The sequence below is a fragment of the Embleya scabrispora genome, assembly GCF_002024165.1.
GTDB classification, from domain to species: domain Bacteria; phylum Actinomycetota; class Actinomycetes; order Streptomycetales; family Streptomycetaceae; genus Embleya; species Embleya scabrispora_A.
Genome location: NZ_MWQN01000001.1, coordinates 6831232 through 6857046 on the forward strand (window position 1 = coordinate 6831232; position 25815 = coordinate 6857046).

Below are 25815 nucleotides of genomic sequence, written 5' to 3' on the forward strand. Positions count from 1 at the left end.
CGGCGGTCGGCGGTCGGCGCTCGCCCCGTCCCGGTCAGGCCGGGCCGTCACCCCGCTCGACGACCTCCCAGGCGTGGGCGAACAGTTCCGGCAGTGTCAATCGCCAGGTGTGCCGCCCCCAGACCCGGTCACCGATCACTTGCACGCCGAGCAGCCTCGCCTTCCACATCTCCATCGGCCACAGCCACTTGTGCGTCGCCCTGGCCCAGTCGCCCGGCAGGAAGATGCCGCGCCCCGCTCGTGCGCGCTTGTCCGCGACCACCACACCGGCCGTTTCCAGCGCGGCGACCGCCCGCTTGTGGCGTGCGGCGTTCCAGCCGTTCCAGCGGCGCACCCGGCGATCGCTCGGGCGTTCGAGGACGAGGATTTGCAGGTACAGGGCCGCCGCGTCGGTGTCCACGGACAGCGCCTTGGCGACCCGGGCCACCGTCTCGGGCGCGGCGACGGCCGGATCGCACTCGTACCCGCCCACCGGTAGCGCGCCGTCGGCGATGCGATCCGCCGCCCGCCTGCTCCAGTCGCCCCGGATCAGGTCGACCACGTCGCGGGTGTACGCGCCGCCGGAGGCCACCTCGCGCAGCAGCGTCGAGCGTTCGTCGTCGGTGTAGTACGCGGGTCGGAAGTACAGGCGGGTGCTCGGGTCCGGGTGGCGCTCGGTGGGCTCGGCGATCGAGGCGATGGTCAGGCCGTCGTCGAAGGTCGCCGTGGTGAGCGGGATCGGGCCGACGTAGGGGCGATCGCCGAACAACTCGCGCAGCCGGTCGACGGAGTCGCGCATCCGCGCCGTGTAGCCGGCTCCGAGAAGCAGGCCCGGATGATCGAACCGGGCGCGCAACTCTTCGAGCAGGGCGGGCAGTCCGGCCCGGACCGGGTCCCCGGCGGGCAACTCGGCGTAGATCACGGGCAGCGCGCCGGACAGCGACTTCAAGAACTCCTCGAACCAGCGCACCCCCTGCTCCTCGCTGGTGCAGTACACCCCGCCGAGGCCCTCGGCCAGCCAGGGATCGTGGTCCACGCTGCTCAGCGGGTGGGTGTCCGGGGCCAGGAACGCGCCGCAGATCTGCGCGGCCGGGGTGTGCAGGGTGACGTGGTCGAGTTCGGCCAGCACCGCCAGCGTCTCCTCCGGAACCGGGATCGTGCGCCCGAACCTGGCCACCCACGCGGCGCCGATCCGCTCCGCGAGTGCGTCCGGTCCGGTCGGCTCCCACAGATCGGCCGGATCGTCCGGCAGCACACCCGCGAACACCTCCAGCCGATCGATCTCGGTGAGGCGGCGCAACTCGTCGAAACCGGCCTCGAGTTCGGCCGCGCCGAGGCCCAACTCCCGGCGCTCGTCCGGTTCCATCCGCGGCAGGGTGTTGATCCCCCCGGCGTTGCCGATCAGCAGCAGTGCCGACGCCGCGCGGGAGACCCCGGTCGCCTCGGCCAGTCGGCCGCCCGCGTCGGCGCGCCACGGCATCGGCCCGCGGGCGCGCACCGTCTCGACCAATCGGCGCAACTGCCCCGCGTCGCCCCAGCCGCGCGGCGCGTCGACCCACTCGACCGGACCGCCGAACTCGGGCGGCGCGGCGTCGCCGGTCCAGACCTGGAGCACGCCGCAGCGGCCGTCCCGGGGCCACGAGGTCGCGATGGTGGCCCCTCGGGCGTCGCGCACCGCCGTCGCCTCGGCGCGCGCGTCGCCGACGCGGATCCGCGCGGTCGGGTCGGCGAACACCGTGTCCGCCCACAGTTCGAGCAGCGCGAGCAGCGCCTCGCGCCGCTCGGGCCGGGTCGACGGTGCCGCGGCGCGCAGCGCGACCGCCTCGATCCGGCCGATCAGCGCCGGCCAGGACCCGTCGCCGACACAACCCGGCCCGTCGGATTCGGCGGGCGGGGTCCAGGTGCCGCCGAGGTAGCCGCCGACCCGGGTGAAGCCCGCCAGGATCCCGTGGTACCACATGCCCGAGCCGGTGACGAGGCCGCCGAGCGCGGAGGAGAACCACTGGTCATGGGGGTCGACAGTCGTGTTTGCCATCCGACATGCCTATCGTGTCGCCCCGACGCCGGCCCCGGCGGCCCGCGCCCCGAGGGGCGCCGGGGCCGGCGTCGGGTCAGCCCACCCGCGCCCGCTCGGCCGAGGCCAACGCGGCCCGCAGGAACTCGCCCGTCGCCGAGTGCTCCGCCTTGACCAACTCGGCCGGGGTGCCCTCGAACACGACCGTGCCGCCGTGCTTGCCGCCGCCCGGGCCCAGGTCGAGCACATGGTCGGCGCGCCGGACCACGTCCAGGTTGTGCTCGACCACCACGACCGTGTTGCCCGCGTCCACGAGCCGGTCGAGCAGCCCGACCAGGGTGTCCACGTCGGCCATGTGCAGGCCGGTGGTCGGCTCGTCGAGGATGTACACGCTGCCCGTCTTGTGCAACTCGCTCGCCAGCTTGAGCCGCTGCGCCTCGCCCCCGGACAACGAGGACAACGGTTGCCCCAGGGTCAGATAGCCGAGTCCCACCTCGACCAGCGCGGTCACCCGGGCGCGCAACTCCGGTTCGGTGAACCAGTGCACCGCCTCGTCCGCGGTCAGCGCCAGCACGTCCACGATCGACTTGCCGCGCAGGGTGTACGCCAACACCTCGTTGCGGAACCGCCGTCCCTCGCACACTTCGCAGCGGGTGGTCACCGGGTCCATGAACGCCATGTCGGTGCGGACCACGCCGCGCCCCTCGCACTCGGGGCACGCGCCGGTCGAGTTGAAGGTGAACCACCCCGGGTCCACGTCGTTGGCCTTGGCGAACAACCGGCGCAGCCGGTCGAGGACGCCCACGTAGGTGATCGGCGTCGAGCGCGAGGTGGTGCCCACGCCCGACTGGTCGACCACCACCGCCTCCGGGTGTGCGGCGACCAGGACGTCCGAGATCAGCGTGCTCTTGCCGGAGCCCGCGACGCCGGTGACCACGGTGAGCACTCCGGTGGGGATGTCCGCGTCGACGTCGCGCAGGTTGTGCAGGTTCGCGCCGCGGATGGGCAGCACGCCGGTCGCGGTGCGCACGATCGGCTTGAGCGCGGCCGGCCGGCGCAGCGCCCGCCCGGTCGGCGAATCGGCCGTACGCAGGTCGGCGAACGAGCCCTCGAACACTACGGTCCCGCCGTGTACGCCCGCACCGGGGCCGACGTCGACGACGTGGTCCGCGATCGCGATCACGTCCGGGTCGTGCTCGACCACGAGCACGGTGTTGCCCTTGTCCCGCAACCGGGTGAGCAGATCGTTGAGCCGGACCACGTCGCGCGGATGCAGGCCCACGCTCGGCTCGTCGAAGATGTACGTCATGCCGGTCAGGCTCGACCCGAGGTGGCGCACCATCTTCAGGCGCTGCCCCTCGCCGCCGGACACCGTCGAGGTGGGCCGGTCCAGGTGCAGGTAACCGAGCCCGATGGCGACGATCCGCTCCAACGCCACGGCGGCCGGCCGGGCCACCCCACGGGCGACCGGATCGGTCAGCCCGGTCAGCACCGGCACCAGGTCGGCGATCTCCATCGCCGCGTAGTCCGGCAACGAGCGCCCCTCGATCAGCGACGCCCGCGCCGCCGCGTTCAACCTGGCCCCCGCGCAGTCCGGGCACGGCCCGTCCGTGACGAAGCGGGACAGCGTCTCGCGACTCTTCTCGGCCAGAGCCGAGGTGTCCCGCTTGAGATAGAGCCGATTGAACCGGTCGACCAGGCCCTCGTAGTCGATGTGGTGCCGGCCGTTGCTGTTGACGATCTCCACCTTGGCGCCGGTGCCGTGCAGGAACAACCGCCACTGCTCGTCGGTGAACTCGCGCACGGGCACGTCGGTGGGATACAGGCCGTGATGCGCGTACAGCTGCCACTGCCAGCCGCCGACGGAGAACCCCGGGTGGCGGATCGCGCCCTCCCGGATCGACCGGGACGGGTCGATCAGCGCGTCCAGATCCAGCCGTACCGTCCGGCCGAGGCCCTCGCAGGTCGGACACATGCCGCCGGGCGCGTTGAACGAATAGGAGTTGGCCGGCCCCGCCGAGGGAGTGCCGTGCCGGGAGAACAACACCCGAAGCAGCGGATGGATGTCGGTCATCGTGCCCACCGTCGACCGCGAGTTGCCGCCGATCGGGCGCTGGTCGACGACGATCGCCGTGGACAGGTGCTCGATCGAGTCGGCCCGGGGCCGCTCGTGCTTGGGCAGCCGGTTGCGGACGAACGCCGGGAACGTCTCGGCGAGTTGCCGTTGCGACTCGATGGCGATGGTGTCGAACACGATCGACGACTTGCCCGATCCGGAGACCCCGGTGAACACCACGATCCGGTTCTTGGGGATGCGGAGCGAGACATTCCTGAGATTGTGTTCCCGGGCGCCGATGATCACGATGTCGTCGTGGTTCATGCCGCCACGGTAGGGAGGGGTCCCTGACAGGTGGTGTCAAGGATTCGCCGGCGATCCCGAGTCGGGCCGGGGGAGCGCCGGCGCTCTGTTGCAGGTGATGTGCATATACCCCGGAGTGGCAACTAGGCTCGGCGCATGAGCGCATCACCCATCGTCCTCGGCATCGAATCGTCCTGCGACGAGACCGGGGTCGGCCTGGTCCGCGACGGCCGGCTGCTCGGCCACGCCGTGTCCACGAGCATGGCCGAACACGTGCGCTTCGGCGGCGTGGTGCCGGAGATCGCGGCCCGCGCGCACGTGCACGCGGTGACCCCGACGGTCCGGGCCGCGCTGGAGTCGGCGGGCCTGCGTCGCGGCGACATCGGCGCGGTCGCGGTGACCACCGGGCCGGGCCTGGCCACCGCGCTCCAGGTCGGCGTAGCCGCCGCCAAGGGCTTCGCGCTCGCCCTGGACGTGCCGCTGTACGGCGTGCACCACCTGGCCGGACACGTCGCCGCCGACACCCTCGAACACGGGCCGCTGCCCGATTCGAGCGTGGTGCTGATCGTCTCCGGCGGACACACCTCGCTGCTGCTGGTGCGCGACCTCGCCCGCGATCCGATCGTGCACCTCGGCGACACCCTCGACGACGCGGCGGGGGAGTGCTTCGACAAGGTGGCCCGGGTGTTCGGCCTGCCCTACCCGGGCGGCCCGGCCATCGACCGGGCGGCGCGCGACGGCGACCCCGATTCGGTGGCCTTCCCGCGCGGACTCACCGGCCCGCGCGACGACCCGTACGCGTTCTCCTTCTCCGGCCTGAAGTCCGCCGCCGCCCGCTGGGCCGAGCGCGTGCGGGCGCAGGGCGCCGAACTCCCGGTCGCGGACGGCGCCGCCGCGCTCCAGGAGGCGGTGGCGGACGTGCTGACCCGCAAGGCGGTCGCGGCCTGCCGCGCCCACGACGTACGCACCCTGGTCGTGGTCGGCGGCGTCGCGGCCAACTCGCGGGTGCGCTCGCTCGCGGCGGAACGATGCGCCGCGGCGGGTATCGAACTGCGGGTACCGCCGCCGCGTCTGTGCACCGACAACGGCGCGATGATCGCGGCCGTCGGCGACCTGCTGATCCGCGCCGGCGCCGCCCCGGCCCCCCTCGACGTCTCGATCGACCCGTCGGCGCCGCTGGAATACGCGTCGCTGCACCCGACGGCACCGGCCGCGCGCCGGGCCGCCGGGTAGTCCCCGGCGCCCGGCGCCCGGCCCGTCAGGGGGTGTAGCGCAGGAGCCAGTCGCGGTCCGGGTCGCGACCGAAGTCGGGGTCGTTGGGCGGATCGGCCGGCTTCTCCTCGACCAGGTCGGCCGATGCCACCCGCTCGGGCAGGTGCCCCCAACGCGCGGCCCGGGCGGCCTGATCGGCGTCCGGGCCGGCCGCCGTGGACGCCCCGGTCGGCGGCTCCGGGTGGTCGTGGCCACCCTCGGCGTCGGGCCGTTGTTCGATATCGGGTCGTGCTTCGCCGTCCGGCTGTCGTTCGAGGTCGGACCGTCGTTCGTTGCCCATGAGTACCCCTGCCCTGTTCAGGCCGTGCCCGCTTGACGGCTCAACCGTACCTCCGGCGGCGCGGGGACAATGGGGCCGTGTACCTCGAACGTCGTTCCCACCTGGCTCCGCTGATCGTCTGGACCCGAACCGTCGAGGCGGACGGATCCGCGCGGGTGCTCCCGGACGGCTGCATCGACCTGATCTGGTCCGGCGACGAACTGGTCGTGGCCGGTCCCGACACGCTGGCCCACGTGGTGGAGGACCGGGTCGGGGCGCGCTACGCGGCGGTGCGCTGCGCCCCCGGGGTCGGGCCCGCGCTGCTCGGGACGCCCGCGGACGCGCTGCGCGATCGACGGATCCCGCTGGCCGACGTGTGGGGCGAGCGCGACGTGCGGATCCTGAGCGAACGCATCGCCGCCGCCCCCGACCCGGCGGTGTTCCTGGAGGAACTGGCCGCCGCGCGGCTGCGCGACCGCGACCCCGAGGCGGCCCGCTTCGCCGGCACGGTGGTCGGCGAGTTGCGGGCCGGCGCCGATGTCGCGACGGTCGCCGCCGGCGTGCGACTGAGCGAGCGCCAACTGCACCGCCGCTCGCTGGCCGCCTTCGGCTACGGCCCCAAGACGCTGGCCCGGGTGCTGCGCCTGGAACGCGCGCTCGACCTGGCCCGCACCGGGATGCCGCCGGCCCGGGTCGCGGCGGGCACCGGCTATGCCGACCAGGCCCACTTCGCCCGCGACGTCAAGGCACTGGCGGGCGTGCCGCTGCGCACCCTGCTGGGCTGAGCGCGCGACTGGCGCCGGCTACGCGGTCGGCGACCGCGGTGCGAGCAGATCCACGCCGTTGCCGTCCGGGTCGTGCAGCACGGCGTAGCGCTGACCCCAGAACGCGTCCCACGGCTCCCGGTATCCGGTGAACCCGGCCGCGACCAACTCGGCGTACTTCTTGTCGACCTCCGCCGGATCGGCGAACGCGAAGGCCAGCGAGGCCCGGTGGCCACCCGTGGGCGGGGTCCAGTCCGGGGCGAACGAGCGGACCGTGGCGATCGTGTCGAGGACCAGCAGCGGGCCGTCCGGCAGCGGCACCTCGACGTGCGGCTCGGCGTCGGCGTCGGCCGGGACGGCCAGGCCCAGGGCCCGGTAGAACGCGAGCGAGGCGGCCATGTCGGCGACCACGAGCCCGATGAAGTGGAAGCGCGGGGCGGGAGAAGTCATGCCCGCACGCTAGCCGGCCGCGGCGGTCGTGGTCTTGAACGAATCGGACGTGTCGCCGAGCCGGCCCGAGGCCGGGCGGACCCGGCTCAGCGCCCGGCACGCCGGCCCCACACCAGCGCGAGCAGCGTGGTCGCCGCGGCCAGGGCGGCGCCGAACCACAACACGCTCGACGTGGCCACCGCGTCCACCGCGACCCCGCCGAGCAGCGACCCCAGCGAAATGGCCAGCTGGAACCCGGTGACGAAGACCGCCGAGGCGGCCTCGGGCGCGTCCGGCGCCACCCGCGACAGCCACCCCTGCAACGCGACCGGCACCGCGCCGTACGCCAACCCCCACACGAGCATCGCCGCCGCGGTCCCCGGGGTCCACGCCCCCGACACCGCGAGCGCCACGACCGCCGCGACGAGCAGCCCGGCCGCCATCGAGAGCGTGCGGTGCGGCGGGTGGGCGGCGTACGCCCCGGCCAGCACGTTGCCGACCACCCCGGCCACGCCATAGCCCAGCAGGAGCGCGCCGATCGGCCCCGGGCCCAGGCCGCCCGATTCCTCCAGGATCGGTCGTACGTAGGTGTACGCGCCGAAGTGCCCGGCGATGACCAGGACCAGCGCCGACGCACCGGCCACGACCCCGCCGCGCCGCAGCAGCGCCGGGATCTCGCGCAGCCGCACCGCCCGTTCGGCGGGCAGCGGCGGGAGCAGGACGAGCAGGGCGACCAGCACCGCCGCGCTGAGCCCGGCCATCGCCGCGAAGGCGACCCGCCAGCCCGCCCGCTCGCCGATCAGCGTGCCCACCGGCACGCCGACGACCGAGGCCACCGACACGCCGCCGAAGATCACCGCCGAGGCCCGACCGACCGAGCCGGCCGGCACCAGCCGTACCGGCAGGCTCGCGCCGATCGCCCAGAAGCCGCCGATGCTGACGCCCACCAGGACGCGGGCCACCAGGAACATGGCGAAGTTCTGCGCGAGGGCGGCGATCGTGTTGGCGGCGACCAGCACGGTCATCATCGCGGCCAATACGATCCGCCGATCCACCCGCCCGGCGGCGACCAACACCGTCGGGGCGGCGAATCCGGCAACCACCGCGGCCAGGGTCATCGCCAGGCCCGTGGTGCCGTCGGAGACGTGCAGGCCGTGCGAGATCGGGGTGAGCAGGCCGACCGGCAACATCTCGGTACCGACCACGGCGAAGGTGCCCACGGCGATGGCGACCACGGCGAGCCGGGCGCGCAACGACGCGGTCTCGGGCGCGGGATCGGCGAGGGCGGGTTCGGCGGGGCGAGGCTGGGGCGCGTCGGTGTCGACAACGGGGTTGGACATGCCCTCCACCCTGGGCACGGCCCCGATCCCGAACAACGGCGAAGATCGCATGCGAGCATAGGGGCCGCTTATGCTCGCAGGTCGGAACGTGGGAGGCGGCCCACTCGGGCCCGGTGCCCGGTACCCGGGGCCGCGTGCGGGAGGGGAACGGGATGAGCGTGGAATTCCGGGAGTTGGAGTGCTTCGTCGTGCTGAGCGAGGAACTGCACTTCACCCGTACCGCCGCCAGGCTCTACACCTCGCAGGCTCGGGTCAGCCAACTGCTGCGGCAACTGGAGGACCGGATCGGCGCACGACTGTTCGAGCGCAGCAGTCGCCGGGTTCGACTCACCCCGCAGGGCGAACTGTTCCTGGCCGAGGTACGACCCGCCTACGCCGGCCTCACCGGCGCGGTCGACCGGGCCAAGGCCCGCGCCCGGGGCATCGAGGGCGTGCTGCGGATCGGCTTCGTCGGCACCCCGTACGGCGCCCTGCTCGACCTGGTCGGCGACTTCCGCGCCCGGCATCCGCAGGCCCGCGCCGACCTGGCCGAAACGCCGCTGTCGGACCCGTTCGGCCCGGTGCTGCGCGGCGAGATCGACGCCGCGTTCGTGACCCTGCCCGTGAGTGATCCCACGCTGCGCACCGGTCCGGTGATCGCCGCCGACCCGCTGGTGCTCGGCGTCTCGACGCGGCACGCCTTCGCGCGGCGCGCGCGGGTGGACGCGGAGGAGTTGGCGGACTGTGTGTTCGTGGAGATCGCCGGACCCGCGCCCGCGCCCTGGCGTGAGCTCCAGTCGCCGACGGTCACCCCGGGCGGGCGGCCGATCCCGCGTGGACCGGGCGCCGGCACTCTCCAGGAGGTGCTGTCGCTGATCGCCGGCAACCACGGTGTGCTGCTGTTCTGCGCCCAGTTCGCCGCGTACAACGGCCGTCCCGACGTGGCGTTCGTGCCGGTGACCGGGCTGACCGAGTCGGCGGTGACGCTCACCTGGCGGCGCGGGGGCGAGACCACCCTGCTGCGCGCGTTCGTGGCCGCCTCGGGGCGGCAGATCGTACCGGCGTAGCCGCGCACGGTGAGCCCCCGGCCGGGCCGGGCGCCGTCGGGCCCTACCGTGGGGGCGTCCGACGATCCCGTACCGAAGGCCCCGGTCATGCCGCTGCTCACGATCAAGTCCGAAGGTGAGGTGGAGATCGAGGTTCGGCGTTCCCGCTTCGTGTGCGCCCTCGCCCGGGTGTCCGACGACGCGCAGGCCCAGGCGTTCCTGGCCCGCCGCCGGGCGCTGCACGCGTTCGCGCGGCACAACTGCTCGGCCTGGATCGCTGGCGGGCAGGAGAAGGCGCACGACGACGGCGAACCGTCGGGCACGGCCGGTGCGCCGATGCTCCAGGTGTTGCGGCGCCGCGAGCTGACCGAGACGGTCGCGGTGGTGACCCGCTACTTCGGCGGCGTCATGCTCGGCGCCGGCGGCCTGATCCGCGCCTACGGCTCGGCGGTGACCGAGGCGGTGGACGCGGTCGGCGTGGTCGAACTGCGTCCGATGCTGGTGCTGACCGTGGATGTCGACCACGCGCACGCCGGGCGGCTGGAGAACGACCTGCGAGGGCTCGGCCACGAGGTGCGCGACATCCGCTACGGCGCCGAGGTGGCGATCGACGTGTGCGTGCCGGAGCCGGACCGGGACCGCTTCGTGGCGCGGCTGACCGACCTGACCGGCGGCCGGGCGGGCGCCCGCGAGACCGGGCGCACGTTCGTCGAGGTGGACGCCTCCCCGCACACTTCCTGACGCACTTCTCGCGCCCGTACGCCCCCATGCCGGTTGAAACCCGTCTCAGGTCGGAACACCAATGGGTGTACGGGTACTCGCACGGGGCCGCGGGAAATGAGGAAGTGATGACGGCTGGATACGACGAGAAGTCGGCCATCGACCAGGCCGAGGTCGTCCGGGCGGTACGCGAGCGGGTGATCCGGGCCCGTTCCGTGCTGGCGGAGGCGAGTGACGCGCACGACACGAACGCCCTGCCGCCGGCGCTCGACGAGTTGGAGGACGCGCTGCACGAGGCGCGGGAATACGGCGTGAACATTCCACCGGCGGGCGGGGTCTGAGCGGTCGCCGGCCGGATGCGGGGTGCCAAACTCGGGGCTGCCTGGTTCCGGGTGCTTGGTTCAGGCTGCTCGGTTCAGGGGTTTTCGTGCAGGCCCGCGTCGGCGGGGCCGAGGACGAAGCGGGTGAAACGTACCCGCAGGCCCGCGCGCTCCGGTGAGCAGCAGAACGGCCCGGCAGTGGCCGACGCGTCCGGGGACAGCGGAGCGAGTCGGATGGTCCGCCAGGGCCCGTCGGCAGGCCTCGCCCGGATGGTGAGCGCGTCGCCGGCCCGGCTGACCCGGACGGTGACCGGCCCGCCGGCCCATTCGGGCACCGGGGCGATCGACCAGTCGGAGACACCACGCGTGACCACGGCTCCGACGTGCAGCGCGCCGTCGGTGACCTCGACGCCGGCCTTGACCCAGGTGCGCTCGTCCACCCGGACGAACACCCCGGCCTGGTCGTAGAGCGTGTCGAAGTCCGCTTCGAAGGTGACCTCCACCGCCGTGCCCGACGGCAGGTCGGTGAGCAGCGCACTGCCGGTGTCGCGGGTGAAGCCGTAGGACGTCTGTCGCCAGAAGTCGGCGCCCGGCACCGGGGTCACCACCAGCGCGTCCTCGTCCCGCTCGGCGCCGGCCGGCGGGTTGAGCCAGTGCGCGTCGTCCCAGTCCACCGCCACGGAATCCATCCGCCGAGCCTATCCGGGCCCGTCCGGGCACTTCTCACGGTGACGTCAGTTCGGGCGGCTCGCCGTCAGGGCCTTGTCCAGCAGTTCGCGCGCGTCGGCGATCGCGGTGGACAGGGTGGACGCGGTCAGTCGGCCGGCGATCTCGTCGACGTCGCGCAGGCCCGTACGGTCGAGCAGGGTCTTCTCGTTGGTCACCCACTCGCCGCGACCGGCCGCCACGGCGTGTGCCGCCTCGCAGGCCGCCCGGCCGATCGCCCCCGCGACGTCGGTGACATGCCCGTGTGCGGCGTGCGCCCGGTCCGCGTAGGTGAGGGTCAGGCGCGCGTCCTCGCTCCACCGGGCGTGCGCCGCGCGGCGCAGCGCCGACGGGTAGGACGGTCGCGGCAGGTCGCCGAACAGCACCCGGTTGACCGCCAGTTCGGCGATCACGAGGTAGGTGGGCACGCCGGCGAGGTGGAACATCAACCGCTCGACCTCGAAGCGGCCCTCCCGCGCCTCGGCCAGCCTGCGCTCCACGTCCGCGAGTTCGCGATAGTGGAGGTCGATCGGCCGGTCCTCCACGGTGAGCCGGGCGCCGCCGTTGAAGACCCCGCCGCCCCAGGCGCCGAACTCCGACACCTCGCCCGGCCAGCCCAGTCCCCGGATCGCGTCGGGGGTGAAGCCGTCGCGGTAGTAGACCGCGAAGTCCCAGTCGCTGTCGGGTCGGTGGGTGCCCTGGGCACGAGACCCGCCGAGCACCACGGCGGCCACCCCGGGCAGCGCGGCGAGACGTTGGGTGACGTGTGTGGTGAAGGATGCGTCACTGGTCATGTCCGGCAGCGTATCCCGGCGCCGGCGGAACGGTTGGCCGGGCCGGACCCTTGGGCGGAGCCGGACGGTCAGGGCTTGAGGTAGCCGCGCCGCACCGCTTCGTCGATCAATTCCAGGGTGTACGCCCACAACGACGGGGAACCGTCCTCGATCGTGCTGCCCTGCTTGGCCAGCACCTCGGTGCGGGTGAGGTCGTACTCGCGCCAGGTGCCGCCCTCGGTGTGGAAGTTGAGCAGGCACGGCTGGAACCGGTCGATCGCCTTCGCGAAGCGCGCGTCGGGCGTCTCGCGGGCCTCGAACTCCTCCCACAAATCCCGGAGTTCGCCGCCCTGCGCGGCCGGAAGCAAGCCGAATATGCGGTCCGCGCCGCGCTGCTCGCGCTCGGCCTGGTCGACCTCGGCGACGCTGTCGTAGTAGAAGGTGTCGCCCGCGTCGATCTCGACCAGGTCGTGGACCAACAACATCCGGGTCACCCGGGCCACGTCGACATCGGTCGCGGCGTGCTCGGCCAGCGTGCCGGCCAGCATGGCCAGGTGCCACGAGTGCTCGGCGGTGTTCTCGCGCCGCGAGGCGTCCGCGATCAGGTTGCGCCGCACCACACCCTTGAGTCGGTCGATCTCCAGGATGAAGCCGACCTGCGCGGCCAGGCGCGGGTCGGTGGGCGGGAACAGTGGAACTCCGGACAAGACGACTCCTGGTTGGAACGAGCACGCGGTATCCGATTGCACCACCGTTTTGCGAGCGCGGTCACCGGCGGGTGGGTGTCGGTACGCGGCACGGTCGGGATCACGGACGCGTTCACGATATGCAATCCGCGCGGATGCCGGACCACGGGGGCGGATCGATCGCCGGCGGGCCCGCGTCGTGGGCCGCGCCGAGCCTCCCGACCGCGTGCGGGGGCTATCCGCGTTGCTCGGGCGGCGTGGTGCCCTCCGGGACGATGTAGTCGCGGATGAGGCGTTCGGCGTCGCGGACCAGGGGGCGGAAGACCTTGTAGCGGGACAGGGTGATCACTCGCTCCACCATCGGGGTGGTGCGGGCCACGAAGGCGCGGGACTTGGCGCGCTCGGGGGAGCGGTCGTACACCCAGAAGAGCACGATGCCCATCAGGTGCAGCCACAACAACTCCGGCAGCAGTTCGGCGAGTTCGTCGTCGATGCGGAGCGAGGAGCCGCGCAGCACGTCGGCGAACAGCTCGGTGACCTGTTCGCGGATCGGGTAGGACTCCGCGGAGAACGGGCTGAGCGGGCTCTCCGGGTCGGCGGCGTTGCGGAAGAACTGGACCGCGAACGCGTGATACGGCTCGGCCACCTCCAGCCACACCGACAACACCACCTGGAGCCGGTCGCCGAAGTCGCGGACACCGCGCAGCTCCTGCCGGCTGCGGGTGATGTGCTCGTGGGTGAGGCGGTCGTAGAAGCCGTGGATCAGGTGCTCTTTGGAGCCGAAGTAGTAGTAGGCGTTGCCGACCGAGACGCCGGACTCCTGGGCGATGGCCCGCATGGTCGTCTTGTCGTAGCCGCGCTCCCGGAAGAGCCGCAGCGCGGTCTCCAGGATCAGGGACCGCGTCTGCTCGCTCTTGCCGGGGCGCCCGCCCGGGTCCGGCCTGTCGCCGCCGTCGGTCGGGTTCGCTGCGTCGGTGCCTGCCACGTGCTCCACGAGAGGCAAGGTTAGTGGGCGAGCTCGCAGGCATCGTCACACTCGACGACCGTCCAGGGCTCTCGGTAGGGGTCCCCGTCCGGATCCGGCGGCAGCGGGCCCCGGTGTGTGGCCGAGCGGATCCGGGCCGCGCCCAGCACGGCGGCCCGGGCCATCGGCATCCCGAGCGGCGTGCCGAGCCGGAAGGACAGGCCGCGGTACGCGCGCAGCGCCCACAACACGGTGACCCACGCGGCGGCGCCGGACCACACCTCGCCCGAGCCGCCCACCACGGTGAGTTCGCGCAGGGTGGCCTCGTGGTCCAGGTCGGGATAGCGGTTGCGGGCCCGCGGCGAGCCGGCCGGCACCAGATCGACCGCGATCAGGGTCGGCTGCCGGGCGATCCAGCCGGACAGCGCGGCGCACAGCGGGCAGTCGGCGTCGAAGAGGATGGTGATCCGGCGGACCGGGGGAGGCGGGGCGGGGATACCGCGCCGGGCCGTCCCCTCCGATCGGCCCGGCGCGGTGTTCCCCTGGGAGATGGTCATCGGGATCAGACCCCGGGAGCCGGGTGGGTGGAGCCCTGGGGCGCGATCGGCGGACCGTAGGCCCGGCCGGACAACTTCCGGGCGCGCTGGGGGGCGTGCGCACCCGGGTCGGTCGCCTCGTCCAGGCCGCGCCGCCGGATCCGGCTCAGCACGTAGACGTTGAGCAGGTGCAGCCCGCCCAGAACCAGCGAGACGGTGCCGAGCTTGACGGACAGCGCCTCGACCGAGCCGCGTGCGTCGTCGACGGTGTCGCCGACCTTGAGGTAGAGCGCGACGAAGCCGAGGTTGACGAGGTAGAAGCCGACCACCAGGAGGTGGTTGACGGCGGCCGCGAGTTCTTCGCGGCCGCGCAGGACGTCCTGCAGGAAGATCTGTCCGTTGCGGCTCAGCGTGCGTGCCACCCACACGGTGAGCGCGATGCTGATGGCCAGGTAGATGGCATAGGTCAACACGGTCATATCCATGGACCGACTCCTTTTTGAACGTGTTCAAACCGGCCGACGCCGGGAACTCTAGACCTGTTTTTGAACACGTTCAAGTCGTCGGTCGGGGTGGGTGCGCGAGACGGGTCGGAACGCGCGAAACCCGTCGATCGCCCCGCGAAGGCGAGGCGATCGACGGGCGTTGGGGGTGTTTGGGTGGGGCGGGGGTGGGAGTGGGGGTGGTCAGGCGGCGGCCGGCGCGGACCAGTCGATGTGGTGGCGCTGCGCCTCGCCGAACATCTTCTCCGGGGTCAGCACGGTGCGCGTCATGATCGGCATCAGCAGGGCCATGACGGCCTTGGCGAGCGGGCCCGCGGCCTTGCTGTTGTTGGTCTTGGCGGCAGCGGCGGCGATCTTCTCGACCCGGGGTCGGCGCATCGCCTCGTACGCGGCGAACGCGGCGGTCGGGTCGGGGAGGTCGCGCAGGCAGCGGGCGAGTTGGATGCCGCTTTCCATCGCGAGTGAGGCGCCCTGGCCGGAACTGGCCGAGGGGGCGTGCGCGGAGTCGCCGACCAGGACCAGTCGATCGCGGTGCCAGTGCGGCAGCGGGGGCATCAGTTCGAGCGGACCGGCGACCAGGAGGTCGTCGGCGGAGGCCGCGCGCAGCACGGCCTCGGCGGGGACGTCGCCCGCGTGCGCCTCGCGCAGCAGGCCGAGCCACCGCTCGGCGGGGACCGCCCGGGCCTCGGCGGTGGTCATCGGCGGGTGCGGCAGATTGCTGAACAGGGCCACGCTGCCGTCGGAGTGGGTCCAGTAGCCGAAGAAGGCTCGCTTGCCGAAGGCGAAGTGCATGGCGCCGGGGGCGGGCCGGGCGGCGCCGTCGCCCGGGATGGAGGCGCCGACGCCGAAGCCGAGCAGGCCGACGTATTCCGGGGCGGGCGCGGCGGGGTCGATCAGGGTCCGGACCGTGGAGCGGATGCCGTCCGCGCCGATCACGATGTCGGCGGTCGCGGTGCTCCCGTCGGCGAACTCGGCGGTGACGCCGTCGGGTTCCTCCCGCACCCCGACGAGGCGCCGGCCGTGTTCGGTGCGGATGTCGTGGTCGCGGGCGTGCTCACGCAACACCCGGTGCAGGTCGGCGCGCAGTACGGTGCGGGTCGGGGGCAGGCCGGGCAGGCCGGCGGCGCTGCCGAGGCGTCGGCCGCGACCGTTCTCGAAGACCATGTCGGTGGTCGGCTGCCCGATCGCGCACACCGCCTCCTCGGCGCCGATCACCCGCAGCGCGTCGAGCCCGTTGGGCGCGATGCCGAGCGCGCCGCCCGACGCGTCGCCGGGCGCGAGATCGGCATATGCCTCGTACACGGTGGCCTCGATGCCGGCCCTGCGCAGCGCGCATGCCGTCACCGGCCCGGCGATGCCGCCACCGATGATCATCGCGGTCCTGACGCGGTTCATGTCTTCGCTCCGGGGTGAGGGCGGCGCGGGGCTGGTGCGGCCCGGCCCGCGCCGACGTCGGGAATCGTGGGGTTCGAGGGCGGGGGTCAGGGGGTGTGCGCGGGGTCGGCCACCGTGGGCGTGGCGCCCTCGCGGCGGGCGCGTCGTACGTCCTCGACGAATTCGCGGCTGAACATCGCGGACAACACCGCGACGCCGCTGCGGTGGATCCGGACCTCGCCGTGGTCGATCGTGCCGACCAGGCGGATCACCCGGCCCTTGGCGGCGGTCGGCGCGGCGTAGTCCTTGACCCGGCCGCGACCGGTCCAGCGCAGCCCGCTCTGCTCGATTGCCGCGTCGTCGGGGACCAGGAGCTTGAGCATCGCGTGGTCCAGGTCGACCCGGATCTCGATGTCGCCCTGCTCGATCCGCGGCGAGCGCAGGTCGAGCACGGCCGCGGCCCGGCGTTCGCGGACCTCGAAGGCGGTCGCGGTGGTCCAGTGGCCCAGGTGCTTGGTCGTGGCGTGGTCGGCGTGGATGCGGACCGGGGTGGTGGTGGTCATCGGGAGGCTCCTCGATATGGGTGCGGCTTCGATGGATCAATAGTTGCATGGCGACTAGTGTTCTGGCAACTAGTTCCGCTGCGGCTAGTTGCCAAGAATCCAGTAGGGTGGGCCGTATGACGACGACTTTCCGCAGGTCACCGCTGGCTCTGGCGCTGCTGGGTCTGCTCTACCGCGACCCGATGCACCCGTATGCGATCCAGCAGCGGATCAAGCAGTGGGGCAAGGACAAGGTCGTCAACGTGGGCCAGCGGGCGTCGTTGTACAAGACGATCAATCGGCTGCGCGAGGCCGAGTTGATCTCGGTGCGCGAGACCGAGCGCGATCAGCAGTACCCGGAGCGGACCGTCTACGAGATCACCGAGGCGGGGCGCGTCGCGTGCCACGCCTGGATGGCGGAGATGGTGGCCACGCCGCGCAACGAGTTCCCCGAATTCCCGGCGGCGCTGTCCTTTCTGGCGCTGGTCACCCCGGAGACGGCACGCGAGTTGTTGACCCGGCGTCGGGAGGCGCTGGTCGCCCGGCTCGCCGATCTGGACGCGGAGGCGGCGCAGACCACGCGGATGAACCTGCCGCGTGTGGTGTTGCTGGAGGACGAATACCTGCGCGCGATGACCGACGCGGAACTGCGCTGGGTCGACGCGGTGTCGGGCGACCTGACGACGGGCCGGCTGGCCTGGGACGAGGCGTCGTTGGCCGCCTTCACCGAAGCGGCGGCGGAGTAGCCGCCGTCCGCGCTACCGCCGGCGCCTCCCCGGGCCGCTCGCGTGGCGGCCGTATCATCCACGTGATCGACAACTCGGTGACCGCGCTCGGCCCGGGCGCGCCGGGTGGCGACGACCCGGGAGCGACCATGTCCGACGCACTGGAATACCACGTCCTGCACATCGCGGTGGAGACCGAGAGCGAGGGGCGCGCCATCCTCGACGAACTGGCCCGGGACCCCGGCCGGTTCGGTGAACTCGCGCGCAAACGCTCGAAGGACCCGCTGTCCGCGGCCAAGGGCGGCGACCTGGGGTGGGGGCAGGAGGACGACTACGCCGACGCGTTCGCCGAGGCCCTGGTGGCGCTGCGCCCCGGGCGGGTGAGCGACCTGGTTCCGGCCCAGTACGGCTTCCACATCATCAAGCTGGTGGACACCCGACCGGCCCGCCACGTCGACGAGGACTGAGCGGCGGCGCCCGTTCGGGTGACGTTTCCCGGCGGATGCATCCGGGTGACGGCGGTGTGCGTCCAAGGGGAAAGAGCGTCGTCGTTCGGCGGGAATCCCCGTCGCGCGGGCGTGCGATCGAAAGGGATACCCGGGACATGACTCGTACTCGGCACACGTCGGAGACCCGCCGGCCCGGCGCGGCGAAGGTGTTCGGCGCGGCGGTCGTCGCCCTGGCCGCCGTCGGACTCTGCGCGCCGTCCGCCTCGGCGGTGCGCAACGGTACCGACGCGCCGGTGGGAGCCGCGCCGTACACCGTCGCGCTGTACACCGCCGACGGTGAACTGCTGTGCGGCGGAACGCTGGTGGCCCCGACCAAGGTGCTCACCGCGGCGCACTGCGCCACGGCGGTGGACGACCCGACCGGCATCACCGTGGTCGCCGGCAAGGTGGAGTTGACCGCGCCCGGCGGGCGGACCCGGAAGGTGACCGGCGCGCGCGTGCACTCGAAGTACGCTCAGGGCACGCTCACCTACGACGCCGCCGTACTGACGCTCGACCGGTCGCTTCAGGACCCGACGCTGCCGATCGCCGGCGCCAAGGACGGCGCGCTCTACACCCTCGGGAAGTCCGCGACCGTCTACGGCTGGGGTAAGCGCGACGGCGGAGTGCCCACCACGCGGCAGCAGCGGACCACGCTGGTGTTGTCGCCGGTGGCGTCCTGCGACCCGTACACCTTCCCCGGGGACACCACGGCCACCAAGGTGTGCGGTCTGCCGCCGGCCGCCAATCCCGGAACCAGCATCTGCCGGGGCGACTCGGGCGGACCGCTGGTGGCCGGCGGCAAGCTGATCGGCATCGTGTCGTCGGGCAACAAGTACTGCGACGGCGCCCAGCCCCGCTCGGTCTTCACCCGCGCGAGCGCGGTCACCAAGGACCTGGGGCTCTAGCCTTTCTTGCCCCGTGAGCCCGCCACCGCACGCGGTGGCGGGCTCACGGGGCCCCGCTATACACACGGGGTATACCTGGTGCGTATAGTGCTCGGCATGTCAATCGGCCACACCCTGCTCGGGCTCCTGGAGTCCGGTCCCTGCCACGGCTACGACCTCAAGCGCAGCTTCGACGAGCGCTTCGGACGCGACCGTACCCTCGCCTACGGCCAGGTCTACTCGACCATGTCGCGGCTGTTGAAGAACGGCCTCGTCGAGATAGACGGGCTCGAATCGGGCGGTGGTCCCGAGCGCAAGCGCTACGCGATCACCGATGCCGGTGTCACCGACGTCGAACAGTGGCTCGGCCGGCCGGAGACGCCGGAGCCCTATCTCCAGTCGACGCTCTACACCAAGGTCGTCCTCGCGCTGCTGACCGGCCGGGACGCCGCGGACATCCTCGACATCCAGCGTGCCGAGCACCTGACCATGATGCGCGAGTTGACCCGGCGCAAGCTCGACGGCGATCTCGGTGACCGACTGATCTGCGACCACGCGCTGTTCCATCTCGAGGCGGACCTGCGCTGGCTCGAACTCACCGCCGCCCGGCTCGGCGAACTCACCCTGGAGATCCGCAAGTGACCGACTCCCTGCTCAGCGGCCACGACCTGCACAAGGCCTACGGATCGACACCCGCCCTCGCCGGCGCGGAGTTCACCATCCGGTCGGGCGAGGTGGTGGCCATCATGGGCCCGTCCGGATCGGGCAAGTCGACCCTGCTGCACTGCCTGGCCGGCATCGTGCGCCCCGACTCCGGCACCATCCGCTACGACGGCCGCGACCTGACCGCCATGTCGGACGGCGGGCGCAGCGCGCTGCGCCGCAGCGACTTCGGCTTCGTCTTCCAGTTCGGCCAACTCGTCCCCGAACTGACCTGCCTGGAGAATGTCGCGCTGCCGCTGCGGCTGAACGCGGTCAGGCGCAAGGAGGCCGAGGCCCGGGCACGGGAGTGGATGGAGCGCCTGGAGGTGGCCGACCTCGCGCGCAAGCGGCCCGGCGAGATCTCCGGCGGCCAGGGCCAACGCATCGCGGTGGCCCGTGCGCTGGTGATCCGTCCCCGGGTGGTCTTCGCGGACGAGCCGACCGGCGCGCTGGACTCGCTCAACGGCGAACGGGTGATGCAACTGCTGATCGGGGCGGCCCGATCCACCGACGCCGCGATTGTCCTGGTCACCCACGAGTCGCGGATCGCCGCCTACTCCGACCGGGAGATCGTCGTGCGCGACGGCCGGTCCCGAGACATGGCGCGCGCCGCGTGAACGTGCTTCGGAATCTCCGGATGGGCGCCGGATTCGCGGTCACCGGCGGCCGGGAGGGCTGGATCCGCACGCTGTTGACCGCGATCGGCGTGGGCCTCGGGGTGGCGCTGCTGCTGCTGACCACCGCGATTCCGGGCGCGTTGTCCGCGCGGGACGAGCGGGGCCGCGATCGCAACGAACAGCGCGGGCAGGCGGCGCAGGCAGGCGACCACACGCTGCTGATCGCCACCGTCGACACCAGCTACAAGGGCGAGGAGATCCGCGGTCGGCTCCTGCGGGCGGAGGGCCCGAAGGCGCCGATCCCGCCGGGGCTGGCCAAGGTGCCCGGACCGGGCGAGATGGTCGTCTCGCCCGCGCTGGCCGACCTGCTCGATACGAGCCGGGGGCGGCTGCTCCGGGAGCGGTTTCCCTACCGCACGGTCGGCACCATCGGCGACAAGGGCCTGATCGGCCCGGACGAACTGGCGTTCTACGCCGGGAACGACACCGTGACCGCGGGCGACAGGTGGAGTTCGGTACTGCGGATCACCGCGTTCGGCAGCCCGTTTCCCGCCGATCCGATGGATCCCCGGCTGGTGTTGCTGGTCGTGGTGATGTTCGTGGTGCTGCTGATGCCGGTCGCGGTGTTGATCGCCACGGCCGTGCGGTTCGGCGGCGAGCGGCGGGACCGGCGGCTCGCGGCGCTGCGGCTGGTCGGCGCCGACGCGCGGACGACCCGGTGGATCGCGGCGGGGGAGGCGCTCGCGGGATCACTGTTCGGCTTGCTGTTCGGGCTCGGCTTCTTTCTGATCGGGCGGCAACTGACCGGCGTGGCCGCCGCGTTCGACCTGAGCATCTTCCCGGCCGACCTGGACCCGAGCGTGCCGCTCGCGGTGCTCGTGGCGCTGGCGGTGCCGTTGTCGGCGGTCGCGGTGACCCTGTTCGCGCTGCGTGCCGTGGTGATCGAACCGCTGGGCGTGGTCCGTGCCGGCACACCCCCTCGGCGCCGGGTGTGGTGGCGCCTGCTGCTGCCGCTCGCGGGGCTGGCCGCGCTGTACCCGCTGATCCGCCGGGGGTCGGAGAGCGGGGAGTTCAACCGGGGGCAGGTCGTGCTCGGCGTGGTGCTGCTCCTGCTCGGTGTCACCGCGATGTTGCCCTGGGTCGTGGAGGCGGTGGTGGCCCGGCTCGGTGCCGGTCGGGTGCCGTGGCAACTGGCGGTCCGGCGGCTCCAGGTGGGCAGTACGGCGGCGGCCCGGGCGGTCAACGGCATCGCGGTCGCGGTGGCGGGGGCGATCGCGCTCCAGATGCTCTTCCTGGGGATCGAGAACGACTACGTCAAGGAGACCGGCGCGGATACGACGCGGGCCCAACTCTCGGTGAGCTCCGACGCGCCGGTGGGCACCGAGGGGATCGCGCGGATCACCGGGCAGCTCCGGGAGACGAAGGGGGTGCGCAGCGTCTTCGGGCGATCCACCACCCGCCTGGCCGAGCCGGGCGAGGATCCCGGTCCGGGCGCGTCGCTGACGATCGGGACGTGTGACACGTTGCGCGAGTTGGCCCGGATCGAGGGATGCGCGGACGGGGACACGTTCGTCGTCGACCCGCGCACGTCGAGTTCCGTCGGGGGCATGCGGCCGGTGCCCGGGAAGAACGTGGTCATCGACACGGGCCACGGTCCGCGTGCGTCCGCCGCGCCCACGCCGTGGGTGATTCCCAAGGCCGCGCGCACGGTCCCGGGTCGATCGGACGGGAGCGGGATCATGCCGGACGGCGTGTTGGCGACGCCCGGCGCGGTGCCGGCGGCGGTGAACCGGCAGTTGACGTACTCGATGACCGTGGCGCTCGACCCGGCGGTGCCGGACGCGAGCGACCTGGCGCGCAACGCCATGGCCCGGGTGGATCCGTTGGCGCAGGTGTACACGCTGAACGAGACCCAGGAATCGCGGCGGTTCGCGAACGTCCGCACCGCGCTGTTCATCGGCTCGACGGTGGTGCTGCTGATGATCGGCGCGAGCCTGCTGGTGACCATGCTGGAACAGCTGCGCGAGCGGCGGAAGTTGTTGTCGGTCCTGGTCGCGTTCGGCACCAGGCGCGGCACGTTGAGCTGGTCGATCCTGTACCAGACGGCGATCCCGGTGGTGCTCGGCCTGATCCTCGCGGCCGGCACCGGGGTGGCGTTGGGCGCGGCGCTGCTCGGCATGGCGCAACGTCCGTTCGGCGTGGACTGGACCGGGCTGGCGTCGATGACCGGGATCGGCGCGGGTGTGGTGCTGTTGGTCACGGCACTGAGTCTGCCGCCGCTGTGGCGGATGATGCGGCCGGACGGGCTGCGGACGGAGTAGCCGGACGCGAAGACGGACGGTACGGCCGAACGCGCGGCGGCGTCGGGCCCGGGGACTTCGGGCCCGGCGCCGCCGCGGTGTGTGCGGAAGCCGTGCGGTCGGGACCGCATGGCCTTGCCCGTGAAGGGGTCAGGGCTTGCGGGCGACCGCGCCGAACTGCGGGACGATCGGCGGGAGTCGACCGTCGACGGAGGTGGCTCGCCAGCGGGCGCACGAGACGATGCCCGGGTCGAGCAGGTCCAGGCCGGTGAAGAAGCGGGTGAATTCGGCGAGCCCGCGGGCGGTGATCGGCGGGGTGGCGTTCTCGTTCCAGAACCGCATGGCCTCGACGTTGCCCTCGCCGCCGAGTTCGGTGGTCGGGTGGGTGATCACCAGGTGGCTGCCGGACGGTACGGCGGCCATCAGCCGCCCGACGATGTCCACGGCCGTGTCGGTGTCGAGGATGAAGTTGAGGCTGCCGAGCAGCATCACCGCGACCGGGCGGTCGAAGTCCAGCGTCGCCTTGGCGTCCCGGACGATGGCGTCGGGGTGGTGCGCGTCGGCGTGGATGTAGTCGGTGGCGCCCTCGGGGGTGCTGGTGAGCAGCGCGCGGGCGTGCGCCAGGACCAGCGGGTCGTTGTCCACGTAGACGATCCGCGCGGCGGGGTTCACCCGCTGGGCGACCTCGTGCGTGTTGTCGGCGGTGGGCAGCCCGGTGCCGATGTCGAGGAACTGGTCCATCCCCGCCTCGCCGGCCAGGAAGCGCACCGCGCGACCCAGGAACTCCCGGTCCGCGCGGGCGACTTCGCCGATGCTCGGGAACATGCTCGTGACGTGGTCGCCGACCTTGCGGTCGATCGGGTAGTTGTCCTTGCCGCCCAGCCAGTGATTCCAGACCCGGGCGTTGTGCGCGACGTCGGGCCCCGGGATCGGCTGGCCCTCGGACGGTCGATTCTCGCTCACGGCGGTGGTTCCTTTTCCTGTCCGCCGTTCACCCGGTGTGTCCCGAACGAAAGGCTGCGCGCACGAGCGCCTTCGAACCCGTTCGCGAACCATTGTGCCAGGCACCGACCGATCGGTTCGGTGCGGTGTCGGGCGTGTCGGCGTGTCGGCGTGTGTGTGTGGGGGGATGTGGCGCGTGGCGTGCATGTCCCGCGTGTCGTGCCTGTCGTGCGGGTCGCGCGGTTCCATGGAGAATCGGCCGGTGTCCGCGCTCGATGGGAGATTCCGTGGGTGTCGGTGCGGGGCGAGGGATTCGTTCGAGGCGATTTGCGGGTGACATCCGCTTCCGATTCCTTTGCATATGCAATTGCATGGGTGTCACCCGCAGGGGTGGATTCGCGGCCGGAGCCGGTTTCGACGCGGTCGATCGGAGAAATCGGGAGGTTCCTCCGCGGTGACGCCTTCCGATCGGGTCGCTGCCGCCCGTGGCCGGTTTGTGGCATCCGACCTGCGCTTCTTTGCCCGCCGTGGGATCGTTGTCGGCGGGCCCGACGGAGTCCGAGCGAGGCTTCGAAGCGTTGGGGCGACCGGCCGTGCATTTGCATTTCTCGGGTTTCCTTGGCGTTTCGGAAACTCTGGGAGTAGCTTCCGGAGCGTCGAACGATCCGGATCGACGGTCGTCGCCCCGGAGCGCCGGGGAACAACGATCAAGGAATCGAGCATGGTGGACGACTTATCCGCCGGAGGACTCTCGGACGATCTCCGGCGATTCCCGAGAACGGCATTCCCCGCTTTGCGTTCGGGGAAAGCATTCGGCATGCGGAGGCGGCGGCCGGCCGGCTCCGGTCGAGCGCCTCGGCCTCGGCCGTGAGGCGCGCGCGCACCGGGGACGGTGCCGGGACCACGCCCGGGACCGGAGGGAGAGACACGGGATGAACGCCCGCAGGGGCATCACCACGTGCGCCGCGTGCGGTCGACGCTTCGCGCGGCGCGACACGGGCGACCGCAAGCGGCGCTACTGCGACCCCGGTTGCCGGCGGCGGGCACGCACGGCACGGGAGCGCGAGGCGCCGCCGGCCGTCGACCCCCGGGGGCTGGAGGCGGGCATCGTCGCGATCCTGCGCCGGGTGGCCTGCGCGCTGGAGGAGGCCGAACGTACGTGCGAGCCGCTGCGGGTCCGGCTGGCCTACGCGGACCGGCTGAGCGGGGAGACCCAGCGATATCGCGCGGCGGTGGGGGAGGTCCGGCCCGGCACGACGGTAGGGCTGCGCCCGGAGTGGTCCGCGCAGTTGGCCGCGCGTCTGGGGGCCCGGGCGCATCCGGGCGAGGACGCGCGTGGGGACGCGGACCTGTCGGCGTCCCAGCACGCCGGCGAGCGGCTGGCGACCGCGTTGCGCGAACTGCGCCGTACCGCCGGGGTCACCGTCGCCGACCTGGCCTGGCAGGCCGGGATCGGCGAGGAGTTCCTGGCCCGCATCCTGGCCGGGGAGGTGTTCGCTTCCTGGCCGGTGGTGGAGACCCTGGCCGGGAAGCTGGGCGGCGAGGCGGCGGATCTGCGTGCCCTGTGGGAGTGCTCGCGCGGGGTCGACCACGGCATCCGGCGCGAACTGCCGGACCTGGCCGCGTTGTTGACCGCCATGGTGCGCGGCCTGTGGCTGGCCGCCGGGCGTCCCGCGCCGGATCGCATCGGCGGCGAACCGTTGCGCCCCGGTACGGTCGAGCGGGTCCTGGCCGGCGAGCTGATTTTGGACCGGGCCGGTGCCGAGCTGCTGGTGGAGCGGCTGGGCGCGCATCCGGACGTGATCCGGCGGTTGTGGAAGCAGGTGCACTACGGCGTGCTGATCCGCTTGGGCGACGCCGGATTCCCGGCCGGGGGACTGCCGTTCGCCGCCCTGCCGGGACCCGGGTCGCGGCCGGCCCGGGTGACCGGGACGCACACCGGCGACGGCGATGTCGGCTGACCGGGGTGCGACGGCGCGCACGGCCGTCCGGACGTGCGCGGAGGCGCCGATGTCCGCCGCGTGGTGCCCGGCGGCGCCCACGGCCGACGTACCGCGGTCGGATCGAACCGACGGCGAGCCGGCCGGCTCCGGTGGGCCGGCCGGGGCGCCGATCGACTTCGCCGCGTTTTGTCTGCTGCATCGGGCGCGGTGGGCGCAGTACGCCCGGCACCGGACGGGCGATCCCCTCCGGGGCGAGCGGGCCGTGCAGTCGGCCGTGGCCGAACTGGCCGGCACCTGGGCCGACATGCTGCGCGGGCCCAATCCGACCGCCGGGGCCTGGCGCATCCTGGGCCGGGCCGTCACCGCCTCGCACACCCCCGCCCGAGGCACCCTGCACGACGCCCTGCCGTGGCCGCAGGCGGACGCGGTCGTGCTGCACTACCGGCTCGGCATGACCTTGACCGCCGCGGCCGACCTCATGGGCACCGATCCGCCCGAGGTGGCCGCCCAGCTGGTCCTGGCCGAGCGCAGCCTGCCCACCGCCGTGGTCAGGACCCTCGAACGCCGTCCCGACGCCGCGCCGCGTCCGGACGGCCGGGACGCCCCGATCCACGCCCGCGGTCCCGACGGCCCGGGCGGCGGATGAG

27 protein-coding genes are annotated in these 25815 nt (G+C 72.8%); 13 read left to right on the forward strand and 14 right to left on the reverse strand.

The genetic code is table 11. The features are described 5' to 3' along the window. Window positions 1-34 precede the first annotated feature (34 nt). Together B4N89_RS29990 and B4N89_RS29995 are read right to left on the reverse strand one after the other, a co-directional pair. Window positions 35-2014 (reverse strand): hypothetical protein, encoded by a 1980-nt coding sequence (locus B4N89_RS29990; protein WP_078978886.1) that lies wholly within the window; start codon window positions 2012-2014, stop codon window positions 35-37. Window positions 2015-2090: 76 nt separating this feature from the next. After that, window positions 2091-4373 carry an ATP-binding cassette domain-containing protein gene (locus B4N89_RS29995; RefSeq protein ID WP_078978887.1) on the reverse strand — a complete coding sequence of 761 codons (2283 nt, stop codon included), beginning with the start codon at window positions 4371-4373 and terminating at the stop codon, window positions 2091-2093. Between the two features lie 135 nt (window positions 4374-4508). Between B4N89_RS29995 and tsaD the strand changes: the two genes are divergently transcribed. Then, the gene (gene tsaD / locus B4N89_RS30000) at window positions 4509-5585 is read left to right on the forward strand and encodes a tRNA (adenosine(37)-N6)-threonylcarbamoyltransferase complex transferase subunit TsaD (RefSeq protein ID WP_078978888.1); all 1077 of its coding nucleotides are present in this window, start codon (window positions 4509-4511) and stop codon (window positions 5583-5585) included. A 25-nt stretch (window positions 5586-5610) separates the two neighbouring features. Here the strand turns inward: tsaD and B4N89_RS30005 are convergent, their stop codons facing one another. Beyond that, complete coding sequence (locus tag B4N89_RS30005; protein ID WP_078978889.1) at window positions 5611-5904, reverse strand: hypothetical protein; 294 nt, start codon at window positions 5902-5904, stop codon at window positions 5611-5613. Window positions 5905-5981: 77 nt separating this feature from the next. On the opposite strand from B4N89_RS30005, the gene B4N89_RS30010 reads away from it, so the two are divergent. Continuing rightward, window positions 5982-6668 carry a helix-turn-helix transcriptional regulator gene (locus tag B4N89_RS30010; protein ID WP_078978890.1) on the forward strand — a complete coding sequence of 229 codons (687 nt, stop codon included), beginning with the start codon at window positions 5982-5984 and terminating at the stop codon, window positions 6666-6668. 18 nt (window positions 6669-6686) lie between these two features. Here the strand turns inward: B4N89_RS30010 and B4N89_RS30015 are convergent, their stop codons facing one another. Both B4N89_RS30015 and B4N89_RS30020 read right to left on the reverse strand, forming a co-directional pair. Further along, the gene (locus B4N89_RS30015; protein ID WP_078978891.1) at window positions 6687-7097 is read right to left on the reverse strand and encodes a VOC family protein; all 411 of its coding nucleotides are present in this window, start codon (window positions 7095-7097) and stop codon (window positions 6687-6689) included. Window positions 7098-7183: 86 nt separating this feature from the next. Further along, window positions 7184-8416 carry an MFS transporter gene (locus B4N89_RS30020; protein WP_235618849.1) on the reverse strand — a complete coding sequence of 411 codons (1233 nt, stop codon included), beginning with the start codon at window positions 8414-8416 and terminating at the stop codon, window positions 7184-7186. 152 nt (window positions 8417-8568) lie between these two features. Between B4N89_RS30020 and B4N89_RS30025 the strand changes: the two genes are divergently transcribed. The 3 genes from B4N89_RS30025 (at window position 8569) to B4N89_RS30035 (ending at window position 10502) form a co-directional block, all read left to right on the forward strand. Further along, complete coding sequence (locus tag B4N89_RS30025) at window positions 8569-9462, forward strand: LysR substrate-binding domain-containing protein (RefSeq protein ID WP_078979739.1); 894 nt, start codon at window positions 8569-8571, stop codon at window positions 9460-9462. A gap of 87 nt (window positions 9463-9549) precedes the next feature. Then, window positions 9550-10182, forward strand: a complete 633-nt coding sequence (locus B4N89_RS30030; RefSeq protein ID WP_201260937.1) for a YigZ family protein — start codon at window positions 9550-9552, stop codon at window positions 10180-10182. 107 nt (window positions 10183-10289) lie between these two features. Further along, on the forward strand, window positions 10290-10502 hold the full coding sequence (locus B4N89_RS30035) for a hypothetical protein (protein WP_078978893.1): 213 nt from the start codon (window positions 10290-10292) through the stop codon (window positions 10500-10502). 74 nt (window positions 10503-10576) lie between these two features. Here B4N89_RS30035 and B4N89_RS30040 read toward each other — a convergent pair whose 3' ends face one another. The 8 genes from B4N89_RS30040 to B4N89_RS30075 all read right to left on the reverse strand — a co-directional run bounded on the left by B4N89_RS30040 (window position 10577) and on the right by B4N89_RS30075 (window position 16585). Next, complete coding sequence (locus B4N89_RS30040; protein WP_078978894.1) at window positions 10577-11170, reverse strand: DUF1349 domain-containing protein; 594 nt, start codon at window positions 11168-11170, stop codon at window positions 10577-10579. Between the two features lie 45 nt (window positions 11171-11215). Further along, window positions 11216-11980: a nucleotidyltransferase domain-containing protein gene (locus B4N89_RS30045; protein ID WP_078978895.1), complete on the reverse strand. Its 765-nt coding sequence runs from the start codon at window positions 11978-11980 to the stop codon at window positions 11216-11218. A gap of 68 nt (window positions 11981-12048) precedes the next feature. After that, complete coding sequence (locus B4N89_RS30050; protein WP_101897213.1) at window positions 12049-12666, reverse strand: HD domain-containing protein; 618 nt, start codon at window positions 12664-12666, stop codon at window positions 12049-12051. A gap of 214 nt (window positions 12667-12880) precedes the next feature. Further along, the gene (locus B4N89_RS30055) at window positions 12881-13639 is read right to left on the reverse strand and encodes a TetR/AcrR family transcriptional regulator (protein WP_078978896.1); all 759 of its coding nucleotides are present in this window, start codon (window positions 13637-13639) and stop codon (window positions 12881-12883) included. Window positions 13640-13650: 11 nt separating this feature from the next. Then, window positions 13651-14166, reverse strand: coding sequence for a thiol-disulfide oxidoreductase DCC family protein (locus B4N89_RS30060; RefSeq protein WP_078978897.1), 516 nt, complete (start codon window positions 14164-14166; stop codon window positions 13651-13653). Window positions 14167-14171: 5 nt separating this feature from the next. After that, window positions 14172-14630 (reverse strand): hypothetical protein, encoded by a 459-nt coding sequence (locus B4N89_RS30065; protein WP_078978898.1) that lies wholly within the window; start codon window positions 14628-14630, stop codon window positions 14172-14174. Window positions 14631-14831: 201 nt separating this feature from the next. Beyond that, the gene (locus B4N89_RS30070; RefSeq protein ID WP_078978899.1) at window positions 14832-16043 is read right to left on the reverse strand and encodes an FAD-dependent oxidoreductase; all 1212 of its coding nucleotides are present in this window, start codon (window positions 16041-16043) and stop codon (window positions 14832-14834) included. Between the two features lie 86 nt (window positions 16044-16129). Continuing rightward, window positions 16130-16585: a hypothetical protein gene (locus B4N89_RS30075; protein WP_078978900.1), complete on the reverse strand. Its 456-nt coding sequence runs from the start codon at window positions 16583-16585 to the stop codon at window positions 16130-16132. 116 nt (window positions 16586-16701) lie between these two features. Here B4N89_RS30075 and B4N89_RS30080 point away from each other — a divergent pair, with 116 nt between their 5' ends. From B4N89_RS30080 to B4N89_RS30105, 6 genes are all read left to right on the forward strand, one after another. Continuing rightward, a complete protein-coding gene (locus tag B4N89_RS30080) occupies window positions 16702-17310 on the forward strand; it encodes a PadR family transcriptional regulator (RefSeq protein ID WP_201260939.1) in 609 nt (202 codons plus the stop codon). A gap of 62 nt (window positions 17311-17372) precedes the next feature. Continuing rightward, complete coding sequence (locus B4N89_RS30085) at window positions 17373-17756, forward strand: peptidylprolyl isomerase (protein WP_078978901.1); 384 nt, start codon at window positions 17373-17375, stop codon at window positions 17754-17756. A 137-nt stretch (window positions 17757-17893) separates the two neighbouring features. Then, window positions 17894-18685 (forward strand): S1 family peptidase, encoded by a 792-nt coding sequence (locus B4N89_RS30090; protein WP_078978902.1) that lies wholly within the window; start codon window positions 17894-17896, stop codon window positions 18683-18685. A 96-nt stretch (window positions 18686-18781) separates the two neighbouring features. Continuing rightward, window positions 18782-19306, forward strand: a complete 525-nt coding sequence (locus tag B4N89_RS30095; RefSeq protein ID WP_078978903.1) for a PadR family transcriptional regulator — start codon at window positions 18782-18784, stop codon at window positions 19304-19306. Beyond that, window positions 19303-19983: an ABC transporter ATP-binding protein gene (locus B4N89_RS30100; RefSeq protein ID WP_078978904.1), complete on the forward strand. Its 681-nt coding sequence runs from the start codon at window positions 19303-19305 to the stop codon at window positions 19981-19983. The genes B4N89_RS30095 and B4N89_RS30100 overlap by 4 nt, the downstream gene beginning before the upstream one ends. A 20-nt stretch (window positions 19984-20003) precedes the next feature. Beyond that, window positions 20004-22304 carry an FtsX-like permease family protein gene (locus B4N89_RS30105; RefSeq protein WP_078978905.1) on the forward strand — a complete coding sequence of 767 codons (2301 nt, stop codon included), beginning with the start codon at window positions 20004-20006 and terminating at the stop codon, window positions 22302-22304. 129 nt (window positions 22305-22433) lie between these two features. Here the strand turns inward: B4N89_RS30105 and B4N89_RS30110 are convergent, their stop codons facing one another. Then, window positions 22434-23246, reverse strand: coding sequence for an SAM-dependent methyltransferase (locus tag B4N89_RS30110; protein ID WP_235618850.1), 813 nt, complete (start codon window positions 23244-23246; stop codon window positions 22434-22436). A 911-nt stretch (window positions 23247-24157) separates the two neighbouring features. On the opposite strand from B4N89_RS30110, the gene B4N89_RS30115 reads away from it, so the two are divergent. Then, window positions 24158-25186 carry a helix-turn-helix domain-containing protein gene (locus B4N89_RS30115; RefSeq protein WP_078978907.1) on the forward strand — a complete coding sequence of 343 codons (1029 nt, stop codon included), beginning with the start codon at window positions 24158-24160 and terminating at the stop codon, window positions 25184-25186. Window positions 25187-25235: 49 nt separating this feature from the next. Further along, a complete protein-coding gene (locus B4N89_RS30120) occupies window positions 25236-25814 on the forward strand; it encodes a hypothetical protein (RefSeq protein ID WP_078978908.1) in 579 nt (192 codons plus the stop codon). Window position 25815 lies beyond the last annotated feature (1 nt).